Origin of the sequence: Micromonospora sp. NPDC005194 (assembly GCF_040608335.1) — a bacterium.
In the GTDB taxonomy this organism is placed as follows: Bacteria; Actinomycetota; Actinomycetes; order Mycobacteriales; family Micromonosporaceae; genus Micromonospora.
This window is the reverse complement of record NZ_JBEXIA010000003.1, coordinates 256,236-274,809: the sequence shown is the minus strand read 5'-3', so window position 1 is coordinate 274,809 and position 18,574 is coordinate 256,236. Positions and strand designations below refer to the sequence as shown.

The 18,574-nt window shown below is 72.3% G+C and carries 14 protein-coding genes; 6 read left to right on the top strand and 8 right to left on the bottom strand.

Annotated elements, in window-relative coordinates:
* Window positions 1-98: 98 nt before the first annotated feature.
* Window positions 99-911: an MBL fold metallo-hydrolase gene (locus tag ABZU53_RS04360; protein ID WP_355063786.1), complete on the bottom strand. Its 813-nt coding sequence runs from the start codon at window positions 909-911 to the stop codon at window positions 99-101.
* A 137-nt stretch (window positions 912-1,048) separates the two neighbouring features.
* Here ABZU53_RS04360 and ABZU53_RS04355 point away from each other — a divergent pair, with 137 nt between their 5' ends.
* A complete protein-coding gene (locus ABZU53_RS04355; protein WP_355063784.1) occupies window positions 1,049-2,266 on the top strand; it encodes an NADP-dependent isocitrate dehydrogenase in 1,218 nt (405 codons plus the stop codon).
* A gap of 300 nt (window positions 2,267-2,566) precedes the next feature.
* Here ABZU53_RS04355 and galT read toward each other — a convergent pair whose 3' ends face one another.
* The 4 genes from galT to ABZU53_RS04335 all read right to left on the bottom strand — a co-directional run bounded on the left by galT (window position 2,567) and on the right by ABZU53_RS04335 (window position 7,709).
* Complete coding sequence (galT, locus tag ABZU53_RS04350; protein WP_354857127.1) at window positions 2,567-3,643, bottom strand: galactose-1-phosphate uridylyltransferase; 1,077 nt, start codon at window positions 3,641-3,643, stop codon at window positions 2,567-2,569.
* Window positions 3,640-4,464, bottom strand: coding sequence for a DeoR/GlpR family DNA-binding transcription regulator (locus ABZU53_RS04345; RefSeq protein WP_355063782.1), 825 nt, complete (start codon window positions 4,462-4,464; stop codon window positions 3,640-3,642). The genes galT and ABZU53_RS04345 overlap by 4 nt, the downstream gene beginning before the upstream one ends.
* 112 nt (window positions 4,465-4,576) lie before the next feature.
* Complete coding sequence (cysC, locus tag ABZU53_RS04340; RefSeq protein ID WP_355063780.1) at window positions 4,577-6,106, bottom strand: adenylyl-sulfate kinase; 1,530 nt, start codon at window positions 6,104-6,106, stop codon at window positions 4,577-4,579.
* Between the two features lie 88 nt (window positions 6,107-6,194).
* Window positions 6,195-7,709 (bottom strand): glycosyltransferase family 2 protein, encoded by a 1,515-nt coding sequence (locus ABZU53_RS04335; protein WP_355063778.1) that lies wholly within the window; start codon window positions 7,707-7,709, stop codon window positions 6,195-6,197.
* 237 nt (window positions 7,710-7,946) lie between these two features.
* On the opposite strand from ABZU53_RS04335, the gene ABZU53_RS04330 reads away from it, so the two are divergent.
* From ABZU53_RS04330 to ABZU53_RS04310, 5 genes are all read left to right on the top strand, one after another.
* On the top strand, window positions 7,947-8,861 hold the full coding sequence (locus ABZU53_RS04330) for an ABC transporter ATP-binding protein (protein ID WP_354857119.1): 915 nt from the start codon (window positions 7,947-7,949) through the stop codon (window positions 8,859-8,861).
* Complete coding sequence (locus tag ABZU53_RS04325) at window positions 8,854-9,759, top strand: ABC transporter permease (RefSeq protein WP_354857116.1); 906 nt, start codon at window positions 8,854-8,856, stop codon at window positions 9,757-9,759. Before ABZU53_RS04330 ends, ABZU53_RS04325 begins: the two co-directional genes overlap by 8 nt.
* The gene (locus ABZU53_RS04320; protein ID WP_354857113.1) at window positions 9,759-10,670 is read left to right on the top strand and encodes an ABC transporter ATP-binding protein; all 912 of its coding nucleotides are present in this window, start codon (window positions 9,759-9,761) and stop codon (window positions 10,668-10,670) included. Before ABZU53_RS04325 ends, ABZU53_RS04320 begins: the two co-directional genes overlap by 1 nt.
* A gap of 4 nt (window positions 10,671-10,674) precedes the next feature.
* The gene (locus tag ABZU53_RS04315) at window positions 10,675-11,385 is read left to right on the top strand and encodes an ABC transporter permease subunit (RefSeq protein ID WP_354857112.1); all 711 of its coding nucleotides are present in this window, start codon (window positions 10,675-10,677) and stop codon (window positions 11,383-11,385) included.
* A gap of 93 nt (window positions 11,386-11,478) precedes the next feature.
* Window positions 11,479-12,123 (top strand): hypothetical protein, encoded by a 645-nt coding sequence (locus tag ABZU53_RS04310; protein WP_354857111.1) that lies wholly within the window; start codon window positions 11,479-11,481, stop codon window positions 12,121-12,123.
* Between the two features lie 51 nt (window positions 12,124-12,174).
* Here the strand turns inward: ABZU53_RS04310 and valS are convergent, their stop codons facing one another.
* The 3 genes from valS to ABZU53_RS04295 are packed head-to-tail and all read right to left on the bottom strand — an operon-like array spanning window position 12,175 to window position 18,553.
* A complete protein-coding gene (gene valS / locus ABZU53_RS04305; protein ID WP_354857109.1) occupies window positions 12,175-14,739 on the bottom strand; it encodes a valine--tRNA ligase in 2,565 nt (854 codons plus the stop codon).
* A gap of 56 nt (window positions 14,740-14,795) precedes the next feature.
* A complete protein-coding gene (locus tag ABZU53_RS04300; RefSeq protein WP_354857108.1) occupies window positions 14,796-16,676 on the bottom strand; it encodes an ABC transporter ATP-binding protein in 1,881 nt (626 codons plus the stop codon).
* Window positions 16,673-18,553 (bottom strand): ABC transporter ATP-binding protein, encoded by a 1,881-nt coding sequence (locus ABZU53_RS04295; protein WP_355063776.1) that lies wholly within the window; start codon window positions 18,551-18,553, stop codon window positions 16,673-16,675. The genes ABZU53_RS04300 and ABZU53_RS04295 overlap by 4 nt, the downstream gene beginning before the upstream one ends.
* Window positions 18,554-18,574 lie beyond the last annotated feature (21 nt).

The window sequence follows — 18,574 nt, the reverse complement described above, 5'->3', positions numbered from 1 at the left end:
GCGCCGGCAGAGCCGGCGCGCCCTCCCGCCCCACCCCGACCCCGTTGATCAAGAGCTTTGCGTCACCACGACCGCGATTCCTGACCCAAACCTCTTGATCAACACGGGTGGGTGGGGGCGGGGGTGAAGGGGGTGGAGAGGTGGGGGGTGGCTAGCAGGGTGGGGTTGAGGGTGTGCAGGGCCGTTAGGCGGGAGGCGCGCGCTTCGTCGGGGTCTACCTCGTGGGCGTACGCCAGGGTGGGGTCGATCAGTTGCACCAGGTGCACCAGGAGATCGCCGGTGAGCAGCATTCGCTCGTCGGCCGCTGTCAGGAGCACCGACTGGTGGCCGGGGGTGTGCCCGGGAGTGGGCAGCAGTCGTACCGCAGGGGTCAGGGTTGTCTCGCCGTCGACCACCCGGAGCTGGCCGGCGGCGCGCAACGGCGCGACCAGCCCGGCCGGCAGCCCGGGGTTGATCGCCTCCGCCGCCTCCAGTTCGGTGCGCTGGAGCAGGTAGCTGGCGTTCGGGAAGTACGGGCGGCCCGGTGTGCCGGTGACCGCCCAGCCGATGTGATCGCTGTGCAGGTGGGTCAGCACGACCGTGTCGACGTCGGCCGGGTCGATGCCGGCGGCGGCCAGTTCGGCGGGCAGCCGACCGGGCACCGGCGCCCAGCTCGCGGCGGGTGCGTCGGTCGGGCCGATCCCGGCGTCGACAAGGGTCACCGGCCCGTCACCCGAACGGATCGCGAAGCTGCGAAACGGCAGCCACCACCGCCCGTCGGCGGTGACCGAGGCGGGGTCGCGGCGGTCGGCCTCCTGCCACTGGGCCGCCGTGGCGTGCGGAAACACCTCTTCGCGGGGCTGGAAGAAGGCACCCTCGCCGTCGGTGAGCGCGGTAACCGTGATAGACCCGAGGGTGCGGCGAAGTGGCATCGAGCGATGGTGTCAGGGAACTGCTGTGTCGTGCAGCCCGGTTCCGCCGGTCGGTCGAGGCCGGCTGAGGGCTGCCGGCCCAATTGCAGTACGCTCGTACTGCTTGAGCACGTGTCCCCCGAGAGGAGCGCCGGCCGATGGCGAAGATCAAGGTAAACAACCCGGTCGTGGAGCTCGACGGCGACGAGATGACCCGGATCATCTGGAAGCAGATCCGGGAGCAGCTGATCCTGCCCTACCTCGACGTCGACCTGCACTACTACGACCTGTCGATCCAGTACCGCGACGAGACCGACGACCAGGTCACCATTGACGCCGCCAACGCCATCAAGGAGCACGGCGTCGGCGTCAAGTGCGCCACCATCACCCCGGACGAGGCCCGGGTCGAGGAGTTCGGCCTGAAGAAGATGTGGCGGTCGCCCAACGGCACCATCCGCAACATCCTCGGCGGCGTCGTCTTCCGCGAGCCGATCATCATGTCCAACGTGCCGCGGCTGGTCCCCGGCTGGACCAAGCCGATCATCATCGGCCGGCACGCCCACGGTGACCAGTACAAGGCCACCGACTTCGTCGTCCCCGGCCCGGGCACGGTGACCATCACCTACACCCCGGCCGACGGCGGCACGCCGATGGAGATGGAGGTCGCCAACTTCCCCGGCGGCGGCATCGCCATGGGCATGTACAACTACGACGAGTCGATCCGGGACTTCGCCCGGGCCTCGTTCCGGTACGGCCTGGACCGCAACTACCCGGTCTACATGTCGACCAAGAACACCATCCTCAAGGCGTACGACGGCCGGTTCAAGGACATCTTCGCCGAGGTGTTCGAGACCGAGTTCAAGGCGGAGTTCGACGCCGCCGGCCTCACCTACGAGCACCGGCTCATCGACGACATGGTCGCCGCCGCGCTCAAGTGGGAGGGCGGGTACGTCTGGGCCTGCAAGAACTACGACGGTGACGTGCAGTCCGACACCGTGGCGCAGGGCTTCGGCTCGCTGGGTCTGATGACCTCGGTCCTGCTCTCCCCGGACGGCCGTACCGTCGAGGCCGAGGCCGCGCACGGCACGGTCACCCGGCACTACCGGCAGTACCAGAAGGGCGAGAAGACCTCGACCAACCCGATCGCGTCGATCTACGCCTGGACCCGGGGCCTGGCCCACCGGGGCAAGCTGGACGGCACGCCGGCGGTGACCGAGTTCGCCAACACCCTGGAGCAGGTCATCATCGACACCGTCGAGGGTGGCCAGATGACCAAGGATCTCGCGCTGCTCATCTCGCGCGACGCCCCGTGGCTGACCACCGACGAGTTCATGAACGCGCTCGACGAGAACCTGGCCCGCAGGCTCGCTGCCTGATTCGACCGCACCAGCGCCGGAGCCCGTCGGCACCCGCCGGCGGGCTCCGGCGTGTCCGCCGGCTGACACGCCTGCCGCGTCACCCGGCCTCGCGCGCCTCGTTGACCAGGGTGGACGAGATGCCAGTCGCGTCCAAGGAAGGTTGACCGCGGTCGACCGCGGATGCGTGCCGATCAGCCAGCCTTCCCGGCTGTGTCGAGCACAGCCAGCCGTCCCTTCCCTGCGGGGGGCCCTGTCCCGGGCCCCCCGCGCCCTGTTTCCCGCCAGGCCCGGAACGCCGGCTCTGCCGGCTCGCCAGGGTCAGGCGGCGCGGAGCAGTTCGGCGGCGCGCTCGGGGGAGATGTCGTTGATGAAGACGCCCATCCCCGACTCGGAGCCGGCCAGGTACTTCAGCTTGTCCTTCGCCCGTCGGATGCTGAACAGCTGAAGGTGCAGGTGGCCCAGCTCGCGGTCGATCCGCACCGGCGCCTGGTGCCACGCCGCGATGTAGGGCATCGGCATGTCGAACAGGCCGTCGAAGCGGCGCAGCAGATCCAGGTAGAGCGGCCCGAAGGCGTCCCGCTCGCTGTCGGTGAGCGCCGGGATGTCCGGCACCACGCGGCGCGGCGCGACATGCACCTCGAACGGCCAGCGGGCCGCCGCCGGCACGAACGCCGTCCAGTGCTCGTTCTCGGTGACCACCCGCTCGCCGGCCGCGCGCTCGGCGGCCAGCACGTCCGCGTACAGGTTGCCCCCGCCGGTCCGCTCGGCGTGCCGGCGGGCCGCGGCCAGCAGCGCCCGGGTGCGCGGCGTCACGAAGGGGTACGCGTAGATCTGCCCGTGCGGGTGGTGCAGCGTGACGCCGATCTCGACGCCCCGGTTCTCGAAGCAGAACACCTGCTCCACGCCGGGCAGCTCGCCGAGCACCTCGGTCCGGTCGGCGAGCGCGTCCAGCACGGTGCGGACGCGACGCGGCGGGAGGCTGGCGAACGAGGCGTTGTGGTCGGAGGTGAAGCAGACCACCTCGCACCGGCCCAGGCCCGGCCGGACCGGCGTGAACGGGGTGATCTCCCCGGGCTCGTCGGCGACGCGGCCACTCAACGACGGGAACCGGTTCTCGAAGACCACCACGTCGTAGTCCGGAGCGGGGATCTCGGTCAGTCGGTCGCCCACCGAGGGGTCGAGCGGGCACTCGTTCGCCGGCGGGAGGAAGGTGCGGGTCTGCCGGTGCACGGCCACGGCCACCCACTCGTCGGTCAGCGGGTCGTAGCGCAGTTGCGACGCGGGTGGCGGTGGCGGCAGGTCCCGGCGGTCCGGCTGGTCGCGGACGGCGTCGTCGTCCTCGTCGAAGTAGATCAGCTCCCGGCCGTCGGCCAGGTTGATCGCGGTGCGCTTCACGTCGCCGTCTCCTCACTCGTCGGCGTGCGCGTCGCGCGGCCCGCCCTTGTTGCCTTTGTCATGATCAATTCGCCCACCTGTTCGCCGAGTACCCGTCGTGCGGGCGGGGGCAACGCCTCGTCGCTGACCAGCACGTGGGCTGCCGACAGCTCGACGATCGAGGAGATGCCCACGGTGCCCCACTTCGTGTGGTCGGCGAGCACCACCAGCCGGTCCGCCGCGGCCACCAGCGCCCGGTCGATCTCCGCCTCCATGAGGTTCGGCGTGGTGAAGCCGGCCCGCTCGGTGATGCCGTGGACGCCGAGGAAGAGCAGGTCGAGGTGCAGCCGCCGGACGGCGCCGACCGCGAGCGGGCCGACCAGCGCGTCCGACGGTGTCCGTACGCCGCCGGTGAGCACCACCGTCTGATCGGGCCGGCCTCCGGCGTGCAGGATCTCGGCCACCGGCAGCGAGTTGGTCACCACGGTCAGGCCGGGAACGTCCACCAGTCGGCGGGCCAGTTCGGCGGTGGTGGTGCCGGCGGAGAGGGCGACCGCCGCACCGGGCCGCACGAGCCGCGCCGCCCGGTCCGCGATCGCGGCCTTCTCCGGCAGTTGCCGGACCGACTTGGCGTGGAAGCCCGGCTCGTCGGTCGAGCTGGGGCCGGTCGCGGTGGCGCCGCCGTGCACCTTGGCCAGCAGGCCGCGCTCGTGCAGGGCCTCCAGGTCGCGGCGAATGGTCATGTCGGAGACGCCGAACTCGGTCGCCAGGTCGGTCACCCGAACGCCACCGGCGCACCGGACCCGATCCAGGATCGCCGACTGCCGCTGCTGAGCGAGCATCAGCCGTGCCTCCCAGGGGTCCACGTACTCTCACGCGGTCGAACGTGTTCCAACAAAGATGAACACTAGCGCGTGCCCGGAACCGGCGGAAGGAAAGGGGTGGGACGACGCCTCAGGCCGACTGGATCTTCAACTCCACCCAGCCGCTCTCGGTCAGGTGGTGCAGCACGGCCTGCACCGCGTCCGCGACGCTCAGGTGGGTGGTGTCGAGCACCAGGTCCGCGTCCGTCGGCTCCTCGTACGGGTCGTCGATGCCGGTCATGCCGGTGAGCAGACCGGCGCGGGCCCGCGCGTACAGGCCCTTGCGGTCCCGCTGCTCGCACACCTCCAGCGGCGTCGCGACGTGCACCAGCACGAAGCCCGCCCCGGCGGACAGGGCCATCTCCCGCGCCGTCGCGCGGGCGGCCGCGTACGGGGCGATCGGGCAACAGATGCTCACCCCGTGGTGCCGGGCGATCTCGGCCGCCACCCAGCCGATCCGCCGGACGTTGAGATCCCGGTCGGCCTTGCTGAAGCCCAGCCCGGCGGAGAGCTCCCGACGTACCACGTCCCCGTCGAGCAGGGTCACCGTCCGGTCGCCGTTCTCCCGCAACGCGTCGGCCAGCCCCCGGGCGATGGTGGATTTGCCGGAGCCGGAGAGGCCGGTCAGGAAGACCACCAGCCCTCGGTGCCGGCGCGGCGGCCGGGCCCGAGCCAACTCCTTCGCCACCGCCGGAGGCGTGTGCCACTCCGGCAGCGGGAAGCCCCGGTCGAGCAGGTCGTCGATCTCGTCCTGGGTGAGCGCGAGGCGGCGGTTGCGCGGCGGGATGTCCTCCCGCCAGCGCCACTGCCCGTCCCGGTTGTCGTACGCCAGCTCGCGCGGCACCAGCACCCGCAGCCCGGCGCCGGAGAGCATGTCCCCGGTCGAGAGCAGGTGGGTGACCCCGTACGCGGCGGAGACGCGCGCACGCAGCAGCGCGTCGCTGATCTCCTCCCGCCGATGCGACAGCGGCACGGCCACCAGGGTGGCCGGGGGCATCCGGTCCCGGGCGGCGAAGATCGTACGCACCAGCGCCTCCGGTGCGAGCCCGCCGACACCGCCCTCGCCGACCGGGATCATCACCAGCAGGTGCGCGGCCAGGGTGCGGGCCGCGTGCGCGATCTGGGCGAGCTGCGGCCGGTGCAGCGGACGGTCGGCGATGACCCCGAGCACCCGACCCGGAGGCAGCAGCGCGCGGACCTCCTCCGGGCTGCGCCGCAACCGCTGGAACGGGCCGTGACCGCCCTCGCCGAGCCGGCGGAGCTGGCCACCCAGGCCCGCCACGCCCTCGCGTACCGGCCAGACGTCCGCGACGTCCAGGGCGGCGACCGGCGCCCCCTCGCCGTCGGTCAGCACCAGGGCCCGGCGGGCCTCATCGCGCGGGTCGAAGCCCTGCGCCAGCGCGGCCGGCACCTGCAGGGTCACCGGAACCTGCCACGGCGTGCCGTCGGCCAGCCGGCCGCGTCGGCTCACCGACACCAGGTCGGCGCGGGTCATGAAGCCGATCAGGGGGGCGTACGCGCCGGTCAGCAGCAGCTCCAGATCCGCGAGCTCACCGGGACGCGGCGTGTACGCCGGCGCGTCCCGGAGCACCTCGTCGGGCAGCACCCAGCCGTTGCTCATCCACACCCCCCACTCGCTGACCGGCACACAGTTTCGCAGCCGACCGCCGATCGGTCGAGGCCGCCACTCCACGACCCGGACGGTCGGGTCAGCGACGGACCCGGCGACCCACCGCGGACCGCAGCCAGTTCCAGACCTTTCGCTCGTCGCGGATCCGCGGAGGCGCGCCGTCGGCCGGGCAGATGAAGAGCAGCGGCAGCCGCGCGTCCTCGGTCCATCCGGCGTTGGTGATCCGTGCCTTGAGGAGCCAACTGCCCCGCGTACGACCGCCGTTGAGGGCGCGGAAGTCGATCGTGGTGGTGGCGCGGTGCACCAGGTGGACGGTCTCCGCGCCGCCGGGACCGGCGACCCGCTCGGTCTGGAACTGCACCGGCAGGAAGATCTCGTCGCCGGTCTCCCGGCGGCGGGCGACCACGTCGAGGCGGGCCTTGCGGACCTGCGCGGTGGAGTCGAGCACGTCGGGGGAGATCTCACCGACCGGAAGCACCAGCACGTCGCGCCCGTCGTCGGCGCGGAACCCGATCGGCTGGTCCGCGGAGCGCAGCTCGGCGGCAACGGTGACCGTGACGGCGTGCTCGTCCGGCTGGAGCTCGTCGATCCGGCCGTGCCCGGCGATGCCCGCCTCCCACCGGGCCAGCCGCCGCAGGTCCTCGACCCGGCCCCGCTCGGTCAGGTACGCCACGGCCCGTTGCAGCGGCGGCAGGCCGCCGGCTACCCCGGGAGCGAAGCGCTCCTGGATGATCTTCTGGACCTCGGCGGCGACCTGGTCCACCCAGTCGTGGGGAGCCTCCAGCAGTCGCTTGCCGCGCAGCCGGTTGATCATCTCGTTGCGCAGCCACCGCCGGTGCAGCCGGTCGCGCAGCGGTCCCGGTTCGGTGTGGGCGTCGACGATGTCCAGCGCGTCGCGCACGCTCGCGAAGTAGCTCGACGGCTCCAGCCGCGCCGCGGTGACGTTGCGGGCGTCGCCCCGCTGCGCGTGGTGGTAGCAGGTGTAGTCGGACAGCACGCAGGTGCGGCGGGACAGGAAGTAGGCCCGTACGACCAGGGAGTGGTCCTCGAGCCGCCGCTTGCCGCCCTCCGGGAACCGCAGCCCGTGCTCGTTGAGGAAGGAGCGGCGGAACAGCTTGTGGCAGGTCAGGCTGTCGATCAGCGGGGCGTTCGCCAGGGTGGCGTCGAAGCGGTTCTTGCGGAACAGCTCCCGGGGCACGCCGCGCCCGTGCCCGGCCATCTTGCCGATCACCACATCCGCGTCGTACGTCTTCGCGCAGTCGTAGAGCCGTTCCAGCGCCTGGTCGGCGAACCAGTCGTCGTCGTCGGCGAAGAAGACGTACTCGCCGCGGGCCCGCTCGATGCCGAGGTTGCGCGGGCGCGACGGCCAGCCCGAGTTCTCGATGTGCACCACGTGGATGTGCGGGTGCTCGGCCGCCAGCCGGTCCAGCCGCTTGCCCGTGTCGTCGGTCGATCCGTCATCGACGAAGATCGCCTCGAACTCGTCGGCCGGTAGCGACTGGCGCAGCAGCGACGCCACCAGCTTCTCGATGTGGGGGCCGCAGTTGTACGCGGGCACCACGACACTCACCTTGGGGACGCCAACCTCGACCATCACGATCCTTCCGCTTTGGCGGTCGAATATCCCCCGGAACACTGCCCGGTGAACGGGAAGTGAATCGTGCCACCCGGCAGGGGACTTTCCGGCAGCGGGGTCTGGCCGAACGCACGACCGGCGCAAACGTTCATCGTCGCCGTCGGCGGACCTTAGGGGTGGGTCGCCGCGAGGATCAGGGGAGCACCGGGGGCGCGCCGGTGTCGGTGCGGGGCATCGACTCCCTACGCTGGCGTCGTGACACTGATCGCGACCCAGTCGCTCACCAAGACGTACGGAGGTCGGGTCACCGCGCTCACCGACCTCACCGTCGCCGTCGAGCCCGGGATCATCGGCCTGGTGGGCGCGAACGGCGCCGGCAAATCCACCTTGATCAAGATTCTGCTCGGCCTGATCGCCCCGACCAGCGGTCAGGTCTCGGTGCTCGACATCGACCCGACCACCGAACCGGCGGCGGTCCGTGCCCGCGTCGGCTACATGCCCGAGCACGACTGCCTCCCACCGGACCTGTCCGCCGCCGAGCTGGTGACCCACCTCGGCCGGATGAGTGGCCTGCCGCGCACCGCGGCCCGCGAGCGCGCCTCGGAGGCGCTGCGCCACGTCGGGCTCTACGAGGAGCGCTACCGCCCGGTCGGCGGCTACTCCACCGGCATGAAGCAGCGGGTCAAGCTGGCCCAGGCGCTGGTGCACGACCCGGACCTGCTGCTGCTCGACGAGCCGACCAACGGGCTGGACCCGGCCGGTCGGGACGCGATGCTGGCGCTGGTGCACCGGATCGGCACCGAGTTCGGCATCTCCGTGCTGGTGTGCTCACACCTGCTCGGCGAGGTCGAGCGGATCTGCGACACGCTGATCGCCATCGACGGTGGCCGGCTGCTGCGTGCGGATCACATCTCCGCGATGACCTCGGCCACCGACGTGCTGGCCGTCGAGGTCAGCGAGGGCACCGAGGAGTTGGCCGCCCGGCTCGCGGCGCTCGACCTGCCGGTGGCGCGGGACGGCCGGTTGCTGCTCGTACCGCTCGCCGACGACAGCACCTACGACCTGATCCTCGGCGCGGTCGCCGAACTGGACCTGCCGCTGCACCGGCTGGACCAGCGCCGGCACCGGGTGGCCGAACTCTTCGCCACGAGGGAGCTCACCCATGCCTGAGCTGTCATCCGCCGCCGTGCGGCCCACACCGACCGGCGTCATCCACGACATCGGCTATCAGCGCTACGAGGGCCCACGGCTGGGCCGTCGGCACGTCTTCGGCGCGCTCTACCTGCACGGGCTGCGCACCATCTTCGGGTTCGGGCGCAGCGCCAAGGCCAAGATCTTCCCGTGGCTGGTGGTCGGCATCGTCACCCTGGTCGCGGTGGCCCTGGCCGCCGTCCGCAGCCAGCTCGGCGAGCCGGTCGCCACGTACGCCCAGTTCGCCGACGCGATGAGCTGGCTGGTCCTGTTCTTCGTCGCGGTGGCCGCGCCGGAGCTGGTCTCCCGGGACCTGCGCAGCGGTGTGCTGCCGCTGTACTTCTCCCGGCCGCTGCCCCGCGCCGACTACGCGCTCGCCAAGTTGCTGGCGCTGGTCACCGGCCTCTGGCTGCTGCTCGGCGGGCCGCAGCTGGTGATGTTCCTGGGTGCCGCGTTCACCACCAAGCAGGGCATGCGCGGGGTCTGGAACGAACTGCTCGACCTGCTTCCCGGCCTGCTCTACGCCGGCCTGTGGGCGGTGGTCTTCGCCTCGGTCGGGCTGCTGGTCGCCTCGCTGACCGGCAAGCGCGCCTTCGCCGCGGGCGGGGTGGTCGCGGTCTTTTTGATGACCACGCCGATCGTGGGCGTGCTGAGCATCCTGCCGTCGAACACGGCCAACGAACTGGCCGGCCTGGCCTCGCCCTCCACCCTCGTGCAGGGGGTGGGCATCTGGTCGCTGGGTGACCTGCTGGTCGAGGGCGATCCGGGCGAGATGATGATCGGCGACTTCGGCCCGGTCTACGCCCTGGTCGCGGTGCTGCTGGTCGCCGGCGCGACCGCCCTCCTGCTGGCCCGCTACCGGAAGGTCGCCTCCTGATGAGCACGCTGAGCCTGACCGGGGTGTCCCGGTGGTACGGCAACGTGGTGGCCGTCAACGACATCAGCATGGCCCTCGGGCCGGGCGTGACCGGTCTGCTCGGTCCGAACGGCGCCGGCAAGACCACGCTGCTGCACATGATGGCCGGGTTCCTCGCCCCGTCGCGCGGCACGGTGACCCTCGACGACGAGCCGACCTGGCGCAACCCCGACGTCTACCGCCGGCTGGGGCTGGTCAGCGAGCGGGAGGCGGTGCAGAGTTTCCTGACCGCGTACGAGTTCGTGCTCGCCAGCGCGAAGCTGCACCGGTTGGCCGACCCGGCGGCGGCGGCGCGACGGGCCATCGACCTGGTGGAGCTGGAGTCGGCGCAGGACCGCCGGATCGGCACGTACTCCAAGGGCATGCGCCAGCGAGCCCGGGTGGCCGCGGCGCTGGTGCACGACCCGCAGGTGCTGCTGCTCGACGAGCCGTTCAACGGCATGGACCCGCGTCAGCGGCTGCACATGATGGATCTGCTGCACACCCTCGGCGACGCCGGCCGGACGATCCTGTTCAGCTCGCACATCCTGGAGGAGGTCGAGCAGGTCTCCGGGACGGTGCAGGTGATGGTGGCCGGTCGACTGGCGGCCTCCGGTGACTTTCGGACCATCCGTCGGCTGATGACCAACCGCCCGCACGTCTTCGCGGTGCGCTCCACCGACGATCGGGCGCTGGCCGTGGCCCTGATCGCCGAGGCGTCGGTGAGTGGCGTCGAGCTGGACCGCACCGGCCTGACCGTACGCGCCGGCGACTACGGCGCCTTCACCCGGGCGTTGCCCCGGATCGCCCTGAACAAGGGCATCCGGGTGCGCCAGCTGGTGCCGTCCGACGAGTCCCTGGAGAGCGTCTTCTCCTACCTGGTGGAGGCCTGAGAACATGTCGACCATTACCTGGATCACCGCGCGCGGGCTGTTCGGCCGGCGCCGGTTCCTGCTGCTGCTCCCGCTGCCGTTGGTGCTGCTCGGGCTGGCCATCCTCTGCCGGTCGCTGGGCGTGGACCCGGGCGAGTGGGGGCCGCCGGTGCTGGTCGGCCTCGGCCTGGCGGTGGTGCTGCCGGTGGTTGCGTTGATCATCGGCACCGGCGTGCTGGGCGCGGAGATCGACGACGGCACCGTCGTGCACATCCTGACCAAGCCGCTGCCGCGCTGGCAGATCGTGCTGCCGAAGCTCGCGGTCGCCGCCGGGGTCACCGCAGCCACCGTCGCGGTGCCGCTCTACGTCGCGGGCGTGCTGGCCGATTCGGTACGCCTCGGTCTGGCCCTGGCGTTCGCGGCGGCGCTCGGCGCGCTGGCGTACTCGGCGCTGTTCCTCGCGCTCAGCCTCGTCACCCGGCGTCCGGTGCTGCTCGGCCTCGTCTACGTGCTCATCTGGGAGGGGCTGCTGGGCAACTTCGTCAGCGGCACGAAGGTGCTCTCCATCCAGCAGTACGTGATCGCCCTCGCCGACCGGCTCGCCCCCAGCGGGCTGCTGGAGACCACCGTGTCGGTGCCGGTCGCCTCCGTGATGACCGCGCTGGTCAGTGTCGGCTTCACCGTGCTGGCGATCGACCGCCTGCGCTCGTTCAGCGTGGCCGGCGAGACGAGCTGAGGCACATGCGGGGTACGGTTCCGGCCAGCCTCCCGCAACGGGTAGGGCTGGCCGGATGGACCGGCCGGGGTGCCGGGGCCCAGGCTGACTGGTGTGAGCGTCGAAGCGGAGTGGACATCGTTGGCTGAGCCGTACTCGCGGAGCAGCCGGCCGTGGCTCACCAGCCTGGCGGTCGCCGGGCTGGCGTGCGCGACGGTCGCGACGGCCGCCCAGGGCAGCGGCCGGTTCCACTGGTGGGCCGGCTTCATCCTGATCCCGGCCGCGCTGATCGCGGCCAGCGGCGGGCCGTTGCTGGCCCGCGGCGGCGGTCGGGCCTTCGCCGGGTACGTCATCGCCTGCGTCGGCACGCTGGTGTTCGTGGTGGGTGCGTTGCTGATGTTCGGGGCGATGGGGCAGGGCTGGCCGCTGCTGGTGGTGCTGCCCTGCCTGGCGGTCGCCGGCACGTACGGCTGGCGGGCCGCCCACCCCCTGGCCCGTGGCCTGCACCGCGCGGTGGCGCTGCTCGCGCTCACCGGCGCGCTGCTCGGTGTGACCCTGCAACTGATCCACATCCGTCTCATCCACCTGGAGACGGGCTGGTGGGGCGTGTTCCTGATGCTGGCCGGGGCGATCGTGCTGGGCAACGCGGGCGAGCTGACCCGGCATCGGATGCCGTACCGCCTCCAGGCGATCACCCTGCTGGTCGGCCCCGCCGTGGCGGCCATCCTGCTCGGCCTGCGCTTCCTGCGCGGCTGGTGAACGACCGGTCCGCCGCCGCCGCCGGTCGGTGCGGGCGGCGGCGGACTTCGGTCAGAAGGCGCAGGCGATGACGAGTTCCGGGGTGCGGTCGGGCAGCAGGTCGAGCTTGCCGATCCGACCGGCCGCGCGCAGGTCGTCGGCGACCAGGGTGAGCTGCTCCAGCAGCGCCGCCGGGCCCAGTGCCTCGGCCAACGGCACCTCCGCCTTCATGGACAGCTTCCGCTCCGACTTGGCCCGCCGCACCTGGCCCAACGCGTCACCGGCGAGCCGCAGCAGCGCCGGCTCTCCCGTCCCCTCGATCGTCCGGGCCACCTCGTAGGTGGTGGGCCAGGGCGCGCGGTGCACCGACCCGTACCGCCACCACGACCAGATCTCCTCGGTGACGTACGGCAGCACCGGGGCGAACAGCCGTAGCTGCACCGACAGCGCGCAGGCCAGCGCGGCCCGCGCCGAGTCGGCAGCCGCTCCGGTGCCGTACGCCCGCTCCTTGACCAACTCGATGTAGTCGTCGCAGAAGCGCCAGAAGAACGACTCGGTGGCCTGCAACGCGGCCGTGTGGTCGTAGGAGTCGAAGGCGGTGCCCGCGGCGCTGACCACGGTGGCCAGTTCGGCGAGCATGGCCCGGTCCAGCGGGGCGGTCGCCGGTGCGCGCAACGCGTCCCCGGCGCCCAGGCCGAGCGCGAACTTCGACGCGTTGAGCAGCTTGGTGGCCAGCCGCCGGCCGACCTTGATCTGCGCCGGGTCGAAGGCCAGGTCCATGCCGGGCTTGCCGCTGGCCGCCCAGTAGCGCACCGCGTCCGAGCCGTGCTGCTCCAGCAGCGCCAGCGGGGTGACCACGTTGCCCTTGGACTTGGCCATCTTCTTGTGGTCCGGGTCGAGGATCCAGCCCGACAGCACGGTGTCCCGCCAGGGCAGCACCCCGTGCTCGAAGTGCGATCGGACCACGGTGTCGAACAGCCAGGTCCGGATGATCTCCTGACCCTGCGGGCGCAGGTCCATCGGAAAGACCTGCGCGAACAGGGCCGGGTCGGTCTCCCAGCCACCGACGATCTGCGGGGTCAGCGACGACGTGGCCCAGGTGTCCAGCACGTCCGGGTCGCCGAGGAAACCGTCCGGTTGGCCGCGCTGCGACTCGTCGTAGCCGGGCGCCGGATCACTGGACGGGTCGACTGGCAGCGCGGACTCGTCGGGCGTGAGAGGGTGGGACCAGTCCGGCTCGCCAGCGTCGTCGAGCCGGTACCACACCGGCACCGGCACGCCGAAGAAGCGCTGCCGACTGACCAGCCAGTCCCCGGTCAGGCCGCTCACCCAGTTGTCGTAGCGGTGCTTCATGTGCGCCGGCACCCAGTGCAGCTCCGCGCCCCGGGCCAGCAGCGTCGCCCGCAGGTCGGCGTCCCGCCCGCCGTTGCGCAGATACCACTGGCGGGTCGAGACGATCTCCAGTGGCCGGTCGCCGCGTTCGTAGAACTTGACCGGGTGGGTGATCGGGCGTGGCTCGCCGATCAGGTCACCGGCGTCGGCGAGCATCCCGACGATCTCCCGGCGGGCGCCGTTGACGGTACGCCCGGCCAGCGCCGCGTACGGCGCCGCGGGCACCCCGGCCGGCGGCTCCGGAAGCAGCCGACCGTCGCGGCCGATGACCACCCGGGTGTCGAGGTCGAGATCCCGCCACCAGGTGACGTCGCTCAGGTCGCCGAACGTGCAGACCATGGCGATGCCGGTGCCCTTGGCGGGGTCGGCGAGCGGATGGGCGTACACCGGCACCTCGACGTCGAACAGCGGGCTGCGCACCGTCTGACCCACCAGGTCGGCGTACCGCTCGTCGTCGGGGTGGCAGACCAGCGCGACGCAGGCCGGCAACAGCTCCGGCCGGGTGGTGTCGACGAGCACCTCGCGCCCGCCCGGCCCGGTGAACCGCAGCCGGTGGTAGGCGCCGGGGCGCCCCCGGTCCTCCAGCTCGGCCTGGGCGACCGCGGTGGCGAAGCCGACGTCCCACAGCGTCGGCGCCTCCGCCTGGTACGCCTCACCCCGCAGCAGGTTGCGCACGAACGCCCGCTGGCTGGTGGCGCGGGCCACCCGACCGATCGTCGTGTACGTCAGCGACCAGTCCACCGAGAGCCCGAGTCGCCGCCAGAGGGCCTCGAAGACCTGCTCGTCGGCGACCGTCAGTCGCTCGCACAGCTCGATGAAGTTGCGCCGCGAGATCGGGGTGGGGTCGCGGCGCGCGGCCTCGTCGATCGGGGTGGCCGGGGGCCGCCACACCGGGTCGTACGGCAGGGCGGGGTCGCAGCGCACCCCGTAGACGTTCTGCACCCGACGTTCGGTGGGCAGGCCGTTGTCGTCCCAGCCCATCGGGTAGAACACGGCTTTGCCGCGCATCCGCTGGTAGCGGGCGACGGTGTCGGTGTGCGTGTACGAGTAGACGTGCCCCATGTGCAGCTCGCCCGATACGGTCGGCGGCGGGGTGTCGATGGCGTACACGTCAACACGCTTCTTCGAGCGGTCGAACGCGTACGTGCCCTCCTCCTGCCAGCGGTGCGCCCAGCGCTCCTCGAGCCCGTCCAGACTCGGACGCTCGGGAACGCCGGCGCGGGCCGTCCTCGCCGTATCGGTCATCTGCCGATCGTAGGCATCAGCAGGGTGTCGAGCCACGGACTTGCGCATCGCCGGCTCTACACGAGCGAGTCGCGCCACTGCCGGTGCAGCGCCGCGTAGCGACCGTCGGTGGCGGCCAGCACGGCCGGTGGGCCGTCCTCGACGACCTGCCCGCCGTCGAGGACGAGCACCCGGTCCGCGGTCTCCACAGTGGAGAGCCGGTGCGCGATCACCAGCGCGGTGCGGTCCCGCAGGATGGTGCCGAGCGCCCGCTGCACGAGCCGTTCGGTCGGCACGTCCAGTGACGACGTCGCCTCGTCGAGGATCAGCACGGTCGGGTCGGCCAGGAACGCCCGGGCGAACGCGACCAGCTGCCGCTGCCCGGCGGAGAGCCGCCCGCCGCGCCGGTGCACCTGCGTCGCGTACCCGTCGGGCAGCGCGGCGATGAAGTCGTGCGCGCCGATCGCCTCGGCGGCGGCCCGCACGGCGGCGTCGTCGGCGTCCGGCCGGCCGAACCGGATGTTCTCCGCGACGGTGCCGCTAAACAGGTGGTTCTCCTGGGTCACCAGCACCACCGCGCGGCGCAGGTCGGCGTCGGCCGCCTCGCGCAGGTCGATCCCGTCCAGCAGGACCGCGCCGGCGTCCGGGTCGTGGAACCGGGCGACCAGCTTGGCGATGGTCGACTTGCCCGCGCCGGTCGGCCCGATCAGCGCCACCGTCTGCCCGGCCGGCACGGTCAGGTCCAGCCCGGCGAGGATGGGCGTGCCGGCGCGGTAGCCGAAGGAGACGCCCCGGAAGGTCAGCTCACCGTGACCGGGGCCGGTCGGCAGCGACACCGGCCGGGCGGGTTCGGCCACGGCAGGCCGCTCGTCGAGCACCCCGGCCAGCTTCTCCAGCGCCGCCGTCGCCGACTGCAACGAGTTGTAGAACTGGCTCAGCTCCTGCATCGGCTCGAAGAAGCGGCGCAGGTAGAGCAGGAACGCGGCGAGCACACCGACCTCTGTCCGCCCGCCGAGCACCCGCCATCCGCCGTAGCAGAGCACGACCGCGACCGTGACGTTGCCGATCAGCTTGATCGCCGGCGAGTACGTGGCGATCAGCCGGAACGCGTGCAGGCTGGTGCGCCGGTAGTCGTCCCCGAGCGCCACGAAGATCCGCTGGTTGCGGGGCTCCCGGCGGAACGTCTGCACCGCGCGGATACCCCGCATCGACTCGACGAAGTGCACGATGACCAGCGCCACGGCCTCCCGGGTCCGCCGGTACGCGCCGGCCGAGGCCCGCGCGAACCAGCGGGAGAGGTAGAACAGGAACGGGAACGCGAACAGCGTCACCGCGGCCAGCGGCAGGTCCAGCCAGAGCAGGATGGCGGCCACCGACAGGATCGACAACGCGGCCAGCACCAGGCTGTCGATCCCGCCGTCGACCAGTTCGGCGATCGAATCCAGGTCACTGGTGAGTCGGGACACCATCCGGCCCGACGTGTACCGCTCGTGAAAGCCCACCGACAGTCGCAGGAAGTGCCCGAACACCCGCTGCCGCAGGTCGAGGAGGACCGCCTGGCCGATCCGGGCGCTGAGGGTGAGGAAACCGCGGCGGGCCGCGTACTCGGTCACGGCGGCGACGGCGAACGCGCCGCCGACGGCGGCCAGCGGGACCGCGTTCCCGGCGCGCAGCGGCGCGATGGCCCGGTCGATGCCGACCATGACCAGGTACGGACCGGCCATCGCGGCAGCGTTCTGCGCCAGCAGCAGGCCGACCGCCGCGGCGAGCCCTCTCCGGTGCGGGCGGAGCAGATGGGCCAGCAGGGCTCGACTGTGCCGGCGCAGCCGGGCCACCGCCTCCGGGGTGGTCTCCTCGGCCCGACTCCGGTCGGCCTCCGGGTCGGTGGCCGTTCCCCGCCAGCGGGTCAGCTCCGGCTCCTCGGCGGGAGGCGGGTCGACCTGCTGCGGGGAGTTCACGAGCGCACCAGCCCCCAGCCGTCCGGGGTGGACGCGCCGGGCCCCGCCGCCCGGGTGTGCCCCAGTTCCGGGTTGGTGGCGCCGGCCGGCTGCGCGGGCGGCGGCTCGGCGGCGAGCAACGCCCGGTAGGCGGGCACGCTGGCCAGCAGTTCGGAGTGCCGGCCGATCGCGGAGATCCGTCCACCGTCGAGCAGGGCGACGCGGTCGGCCAGCGCGATAGTCGACGGCCGGTGCACCACCAAAAGCGCGGTGCTGGCCCGCAGGACCTGCCGCAGCGCCGCCTCCACCAGCGCCTCGGTGTGCACGTCGAGGGCGGACAGGGGGTCGTCGAGCACCAGCAGCGCCGGTCGGCCGAGCACCGCCCGCGCCAGCGCCAACCGCTGCCGCTGGCCGCCGGAGAGGGACAACCCCTGCTCACCCACCCGGGTGGCCAGACCCCACGGCAGGTCGTACGCGAAATCGGCCTGGGCCAGCGCGAGGGCGGCCCGGACCTCGTCGTCGTCGGCGTCCGGGCGACCCAGGGTGAGGTTCTCCCACACCGACATGGAGAAGAGCGTGGGCTCCTCGAACGCCACCCCGACCAGTCGGCGCAGCGAGGCCAGCCGCAGCTCGCGCAGGTCGTGCCCGTCCAGGGTGATCCGGCCGCCGGTCACCTCGTGCAGCCGGGGCACCAGGGAGAGCAGCGTGCTCTTGCCGCAGCCGGTGGCCCCGACCAGGGCCACCGTCTCGCCCGGCTCGATGGTCAGGTCGATTCCGTGCAGTACGGCGGTGGTGGCGCCCGGGTAGCGGAAGTCGACCCGTTCGAAGCGGAGTCGGCCGTGGATCGCCTCGCGGGCCAGCGTGCGCGCGTCCGGAGCGTCCACGATCTGCGGCGGAGTGTCCAGCACCTCCTGGATGCGGTCCGCGGCGGTGGCCGCCTCCTGACCGTTGGCGATGATCCAGCCCAGCGACTGCACCGGCCAGATGAGCATCAGTTGGAGGCTGGCGAACGCCACCAGTTCGCCGATGGTGAGCACGCCCTGCGCGGCGGCGGCAGCCCCGGCCACCAGCACCACGCCCAGGGTCACGTTGGGCACCAGGTCGAGCAGCGCCGCGGTGTTCGCCAGCAGCCGGCCCTTGCCCACACCGGTGTCGTGCAGCGTCCGGGTCCCCGCGGCGAAGCGGGCCGCCAACTCGGGCCCCCGGCCGTACGCCTTCATGGTGCGCAGGCCCTGCGCGGTCTCCTCGACGAGCGTCGCCACGTCGCCCTGCTGGTCCTGCATCCGGCGCGACGCGGTGTGGTAATGCCGGCCGAAGCGGCGGGTGATCAGCAGCAGTGGCACGGCGCTGGCGGCGACCAGCAGCCCGAGCGCCGTGTGCAGATGGATCAGCAGCAGGACCACCACCACGTAGGTGGTCAGGTTGAGCACCAGGAAGAAGACACCGAACGAGAGGAAACGGCGGATCACCGACAGGTCGCTGGTGATCCGGGAGAGCAGTTGGCCGGACTGCCAGCGGTCGTGGAAGCTGGCCGGCAGCCGTTGCAGGTGCGCGTACACGTCGGCGCGCAGCGCCGCCTCCATGCCCACCGCCGAGGAGGACTGCACCCACCGCCGGATGAAGATGAGCACCGCCTCGATCACGCCGAGCAGCAGCGCCAGGCCACCGAGCTGGAGCAGGCCGGCGGGCTCGTGCCGGGCCACCGGCCCGTCCACCACCCGCTGCACCACCAGCGGTACGGCGATCCCGGCGGCCGTGCCGGCAAGGCCCGCGACCAGCAACCAGGCGAACTCGGCGGCGTACGGGCGCAGGTAGCGGCGCAGCCGCCAGAGGTTGTGCACGGGGTGGCGGCCCGCGGCGACCGGGGCGGCCCGGTCGCCGTCGCTCTCCACAGGCACTACCCGACGGTAGCGTCAATA

Bases quoted from the DNA above. Each gene is read 5' to 3' on its own strand.
- ABZU53_RS04360 (WP_355063786.1), bottom strand. From the start codon at position 911: ATGCCACTTCGCCGCACCCTCGGGTCTATCACGGTTACCGCGCTCACC.
- ABZU53_RS04355 (WP_355063784.1), top strand. From the start codon at position 1,049: ATGGCGAAGATCAAGGTAAACAACCCGGTCGTGGAGCTCGACGGCGAC.
- ABZU53_RS04345 (WP_355063782.1), bottom strand. From the start codon at position 4,464: ATGCTCGCTCAGCAGCGGCAGTCGGCGATCCTGGATCGGGTCCGGTGC.
- cysC (WP_355063780.1), bottom strand. From the start codon at position 6,106: ATGAGCAACGGCTGGGTGCTGCCCGACGAGGTGCTCCGGGACGCGCCG.
- ABZU53_RS04335 (WP_355063778.1), bottom strand. From the start codon at position 7,709: ATGGTCGAGGTTGGCGTCCCCAAGGTGAGTGTCGTGGTGCCCGCGTAC.
- ABZU53_RS04325 (WP_354857116.1), top strand. From the start codon at position 8,854: ATGCCTGAGCTGTCATCCGCCGCCGTGCGGCCCACACCGACCGGCGTC.
- ABZU53_RS04320 (WP_354857113.1), top strand. From the start codon at position 9,759: ATGAGCACGCTGAGCCTGACCGGGGTGTCCCGGTGGTACGGCAACGTG.
- ABZU53_RS04315 (WP_354857112.1), top strand. From the start codon at position 10,675: ATGTCGACCATTACCTGGATCACCGCGCGCGGGCTGTTCGGCCGGCGC.
- valS (WP_354857109.1), bottom strand. From the start codon at position 14,739: ATGACCGATACGGCGAGGACGGCCCGCGCCGGCGTTCCCGAGCGTCCG.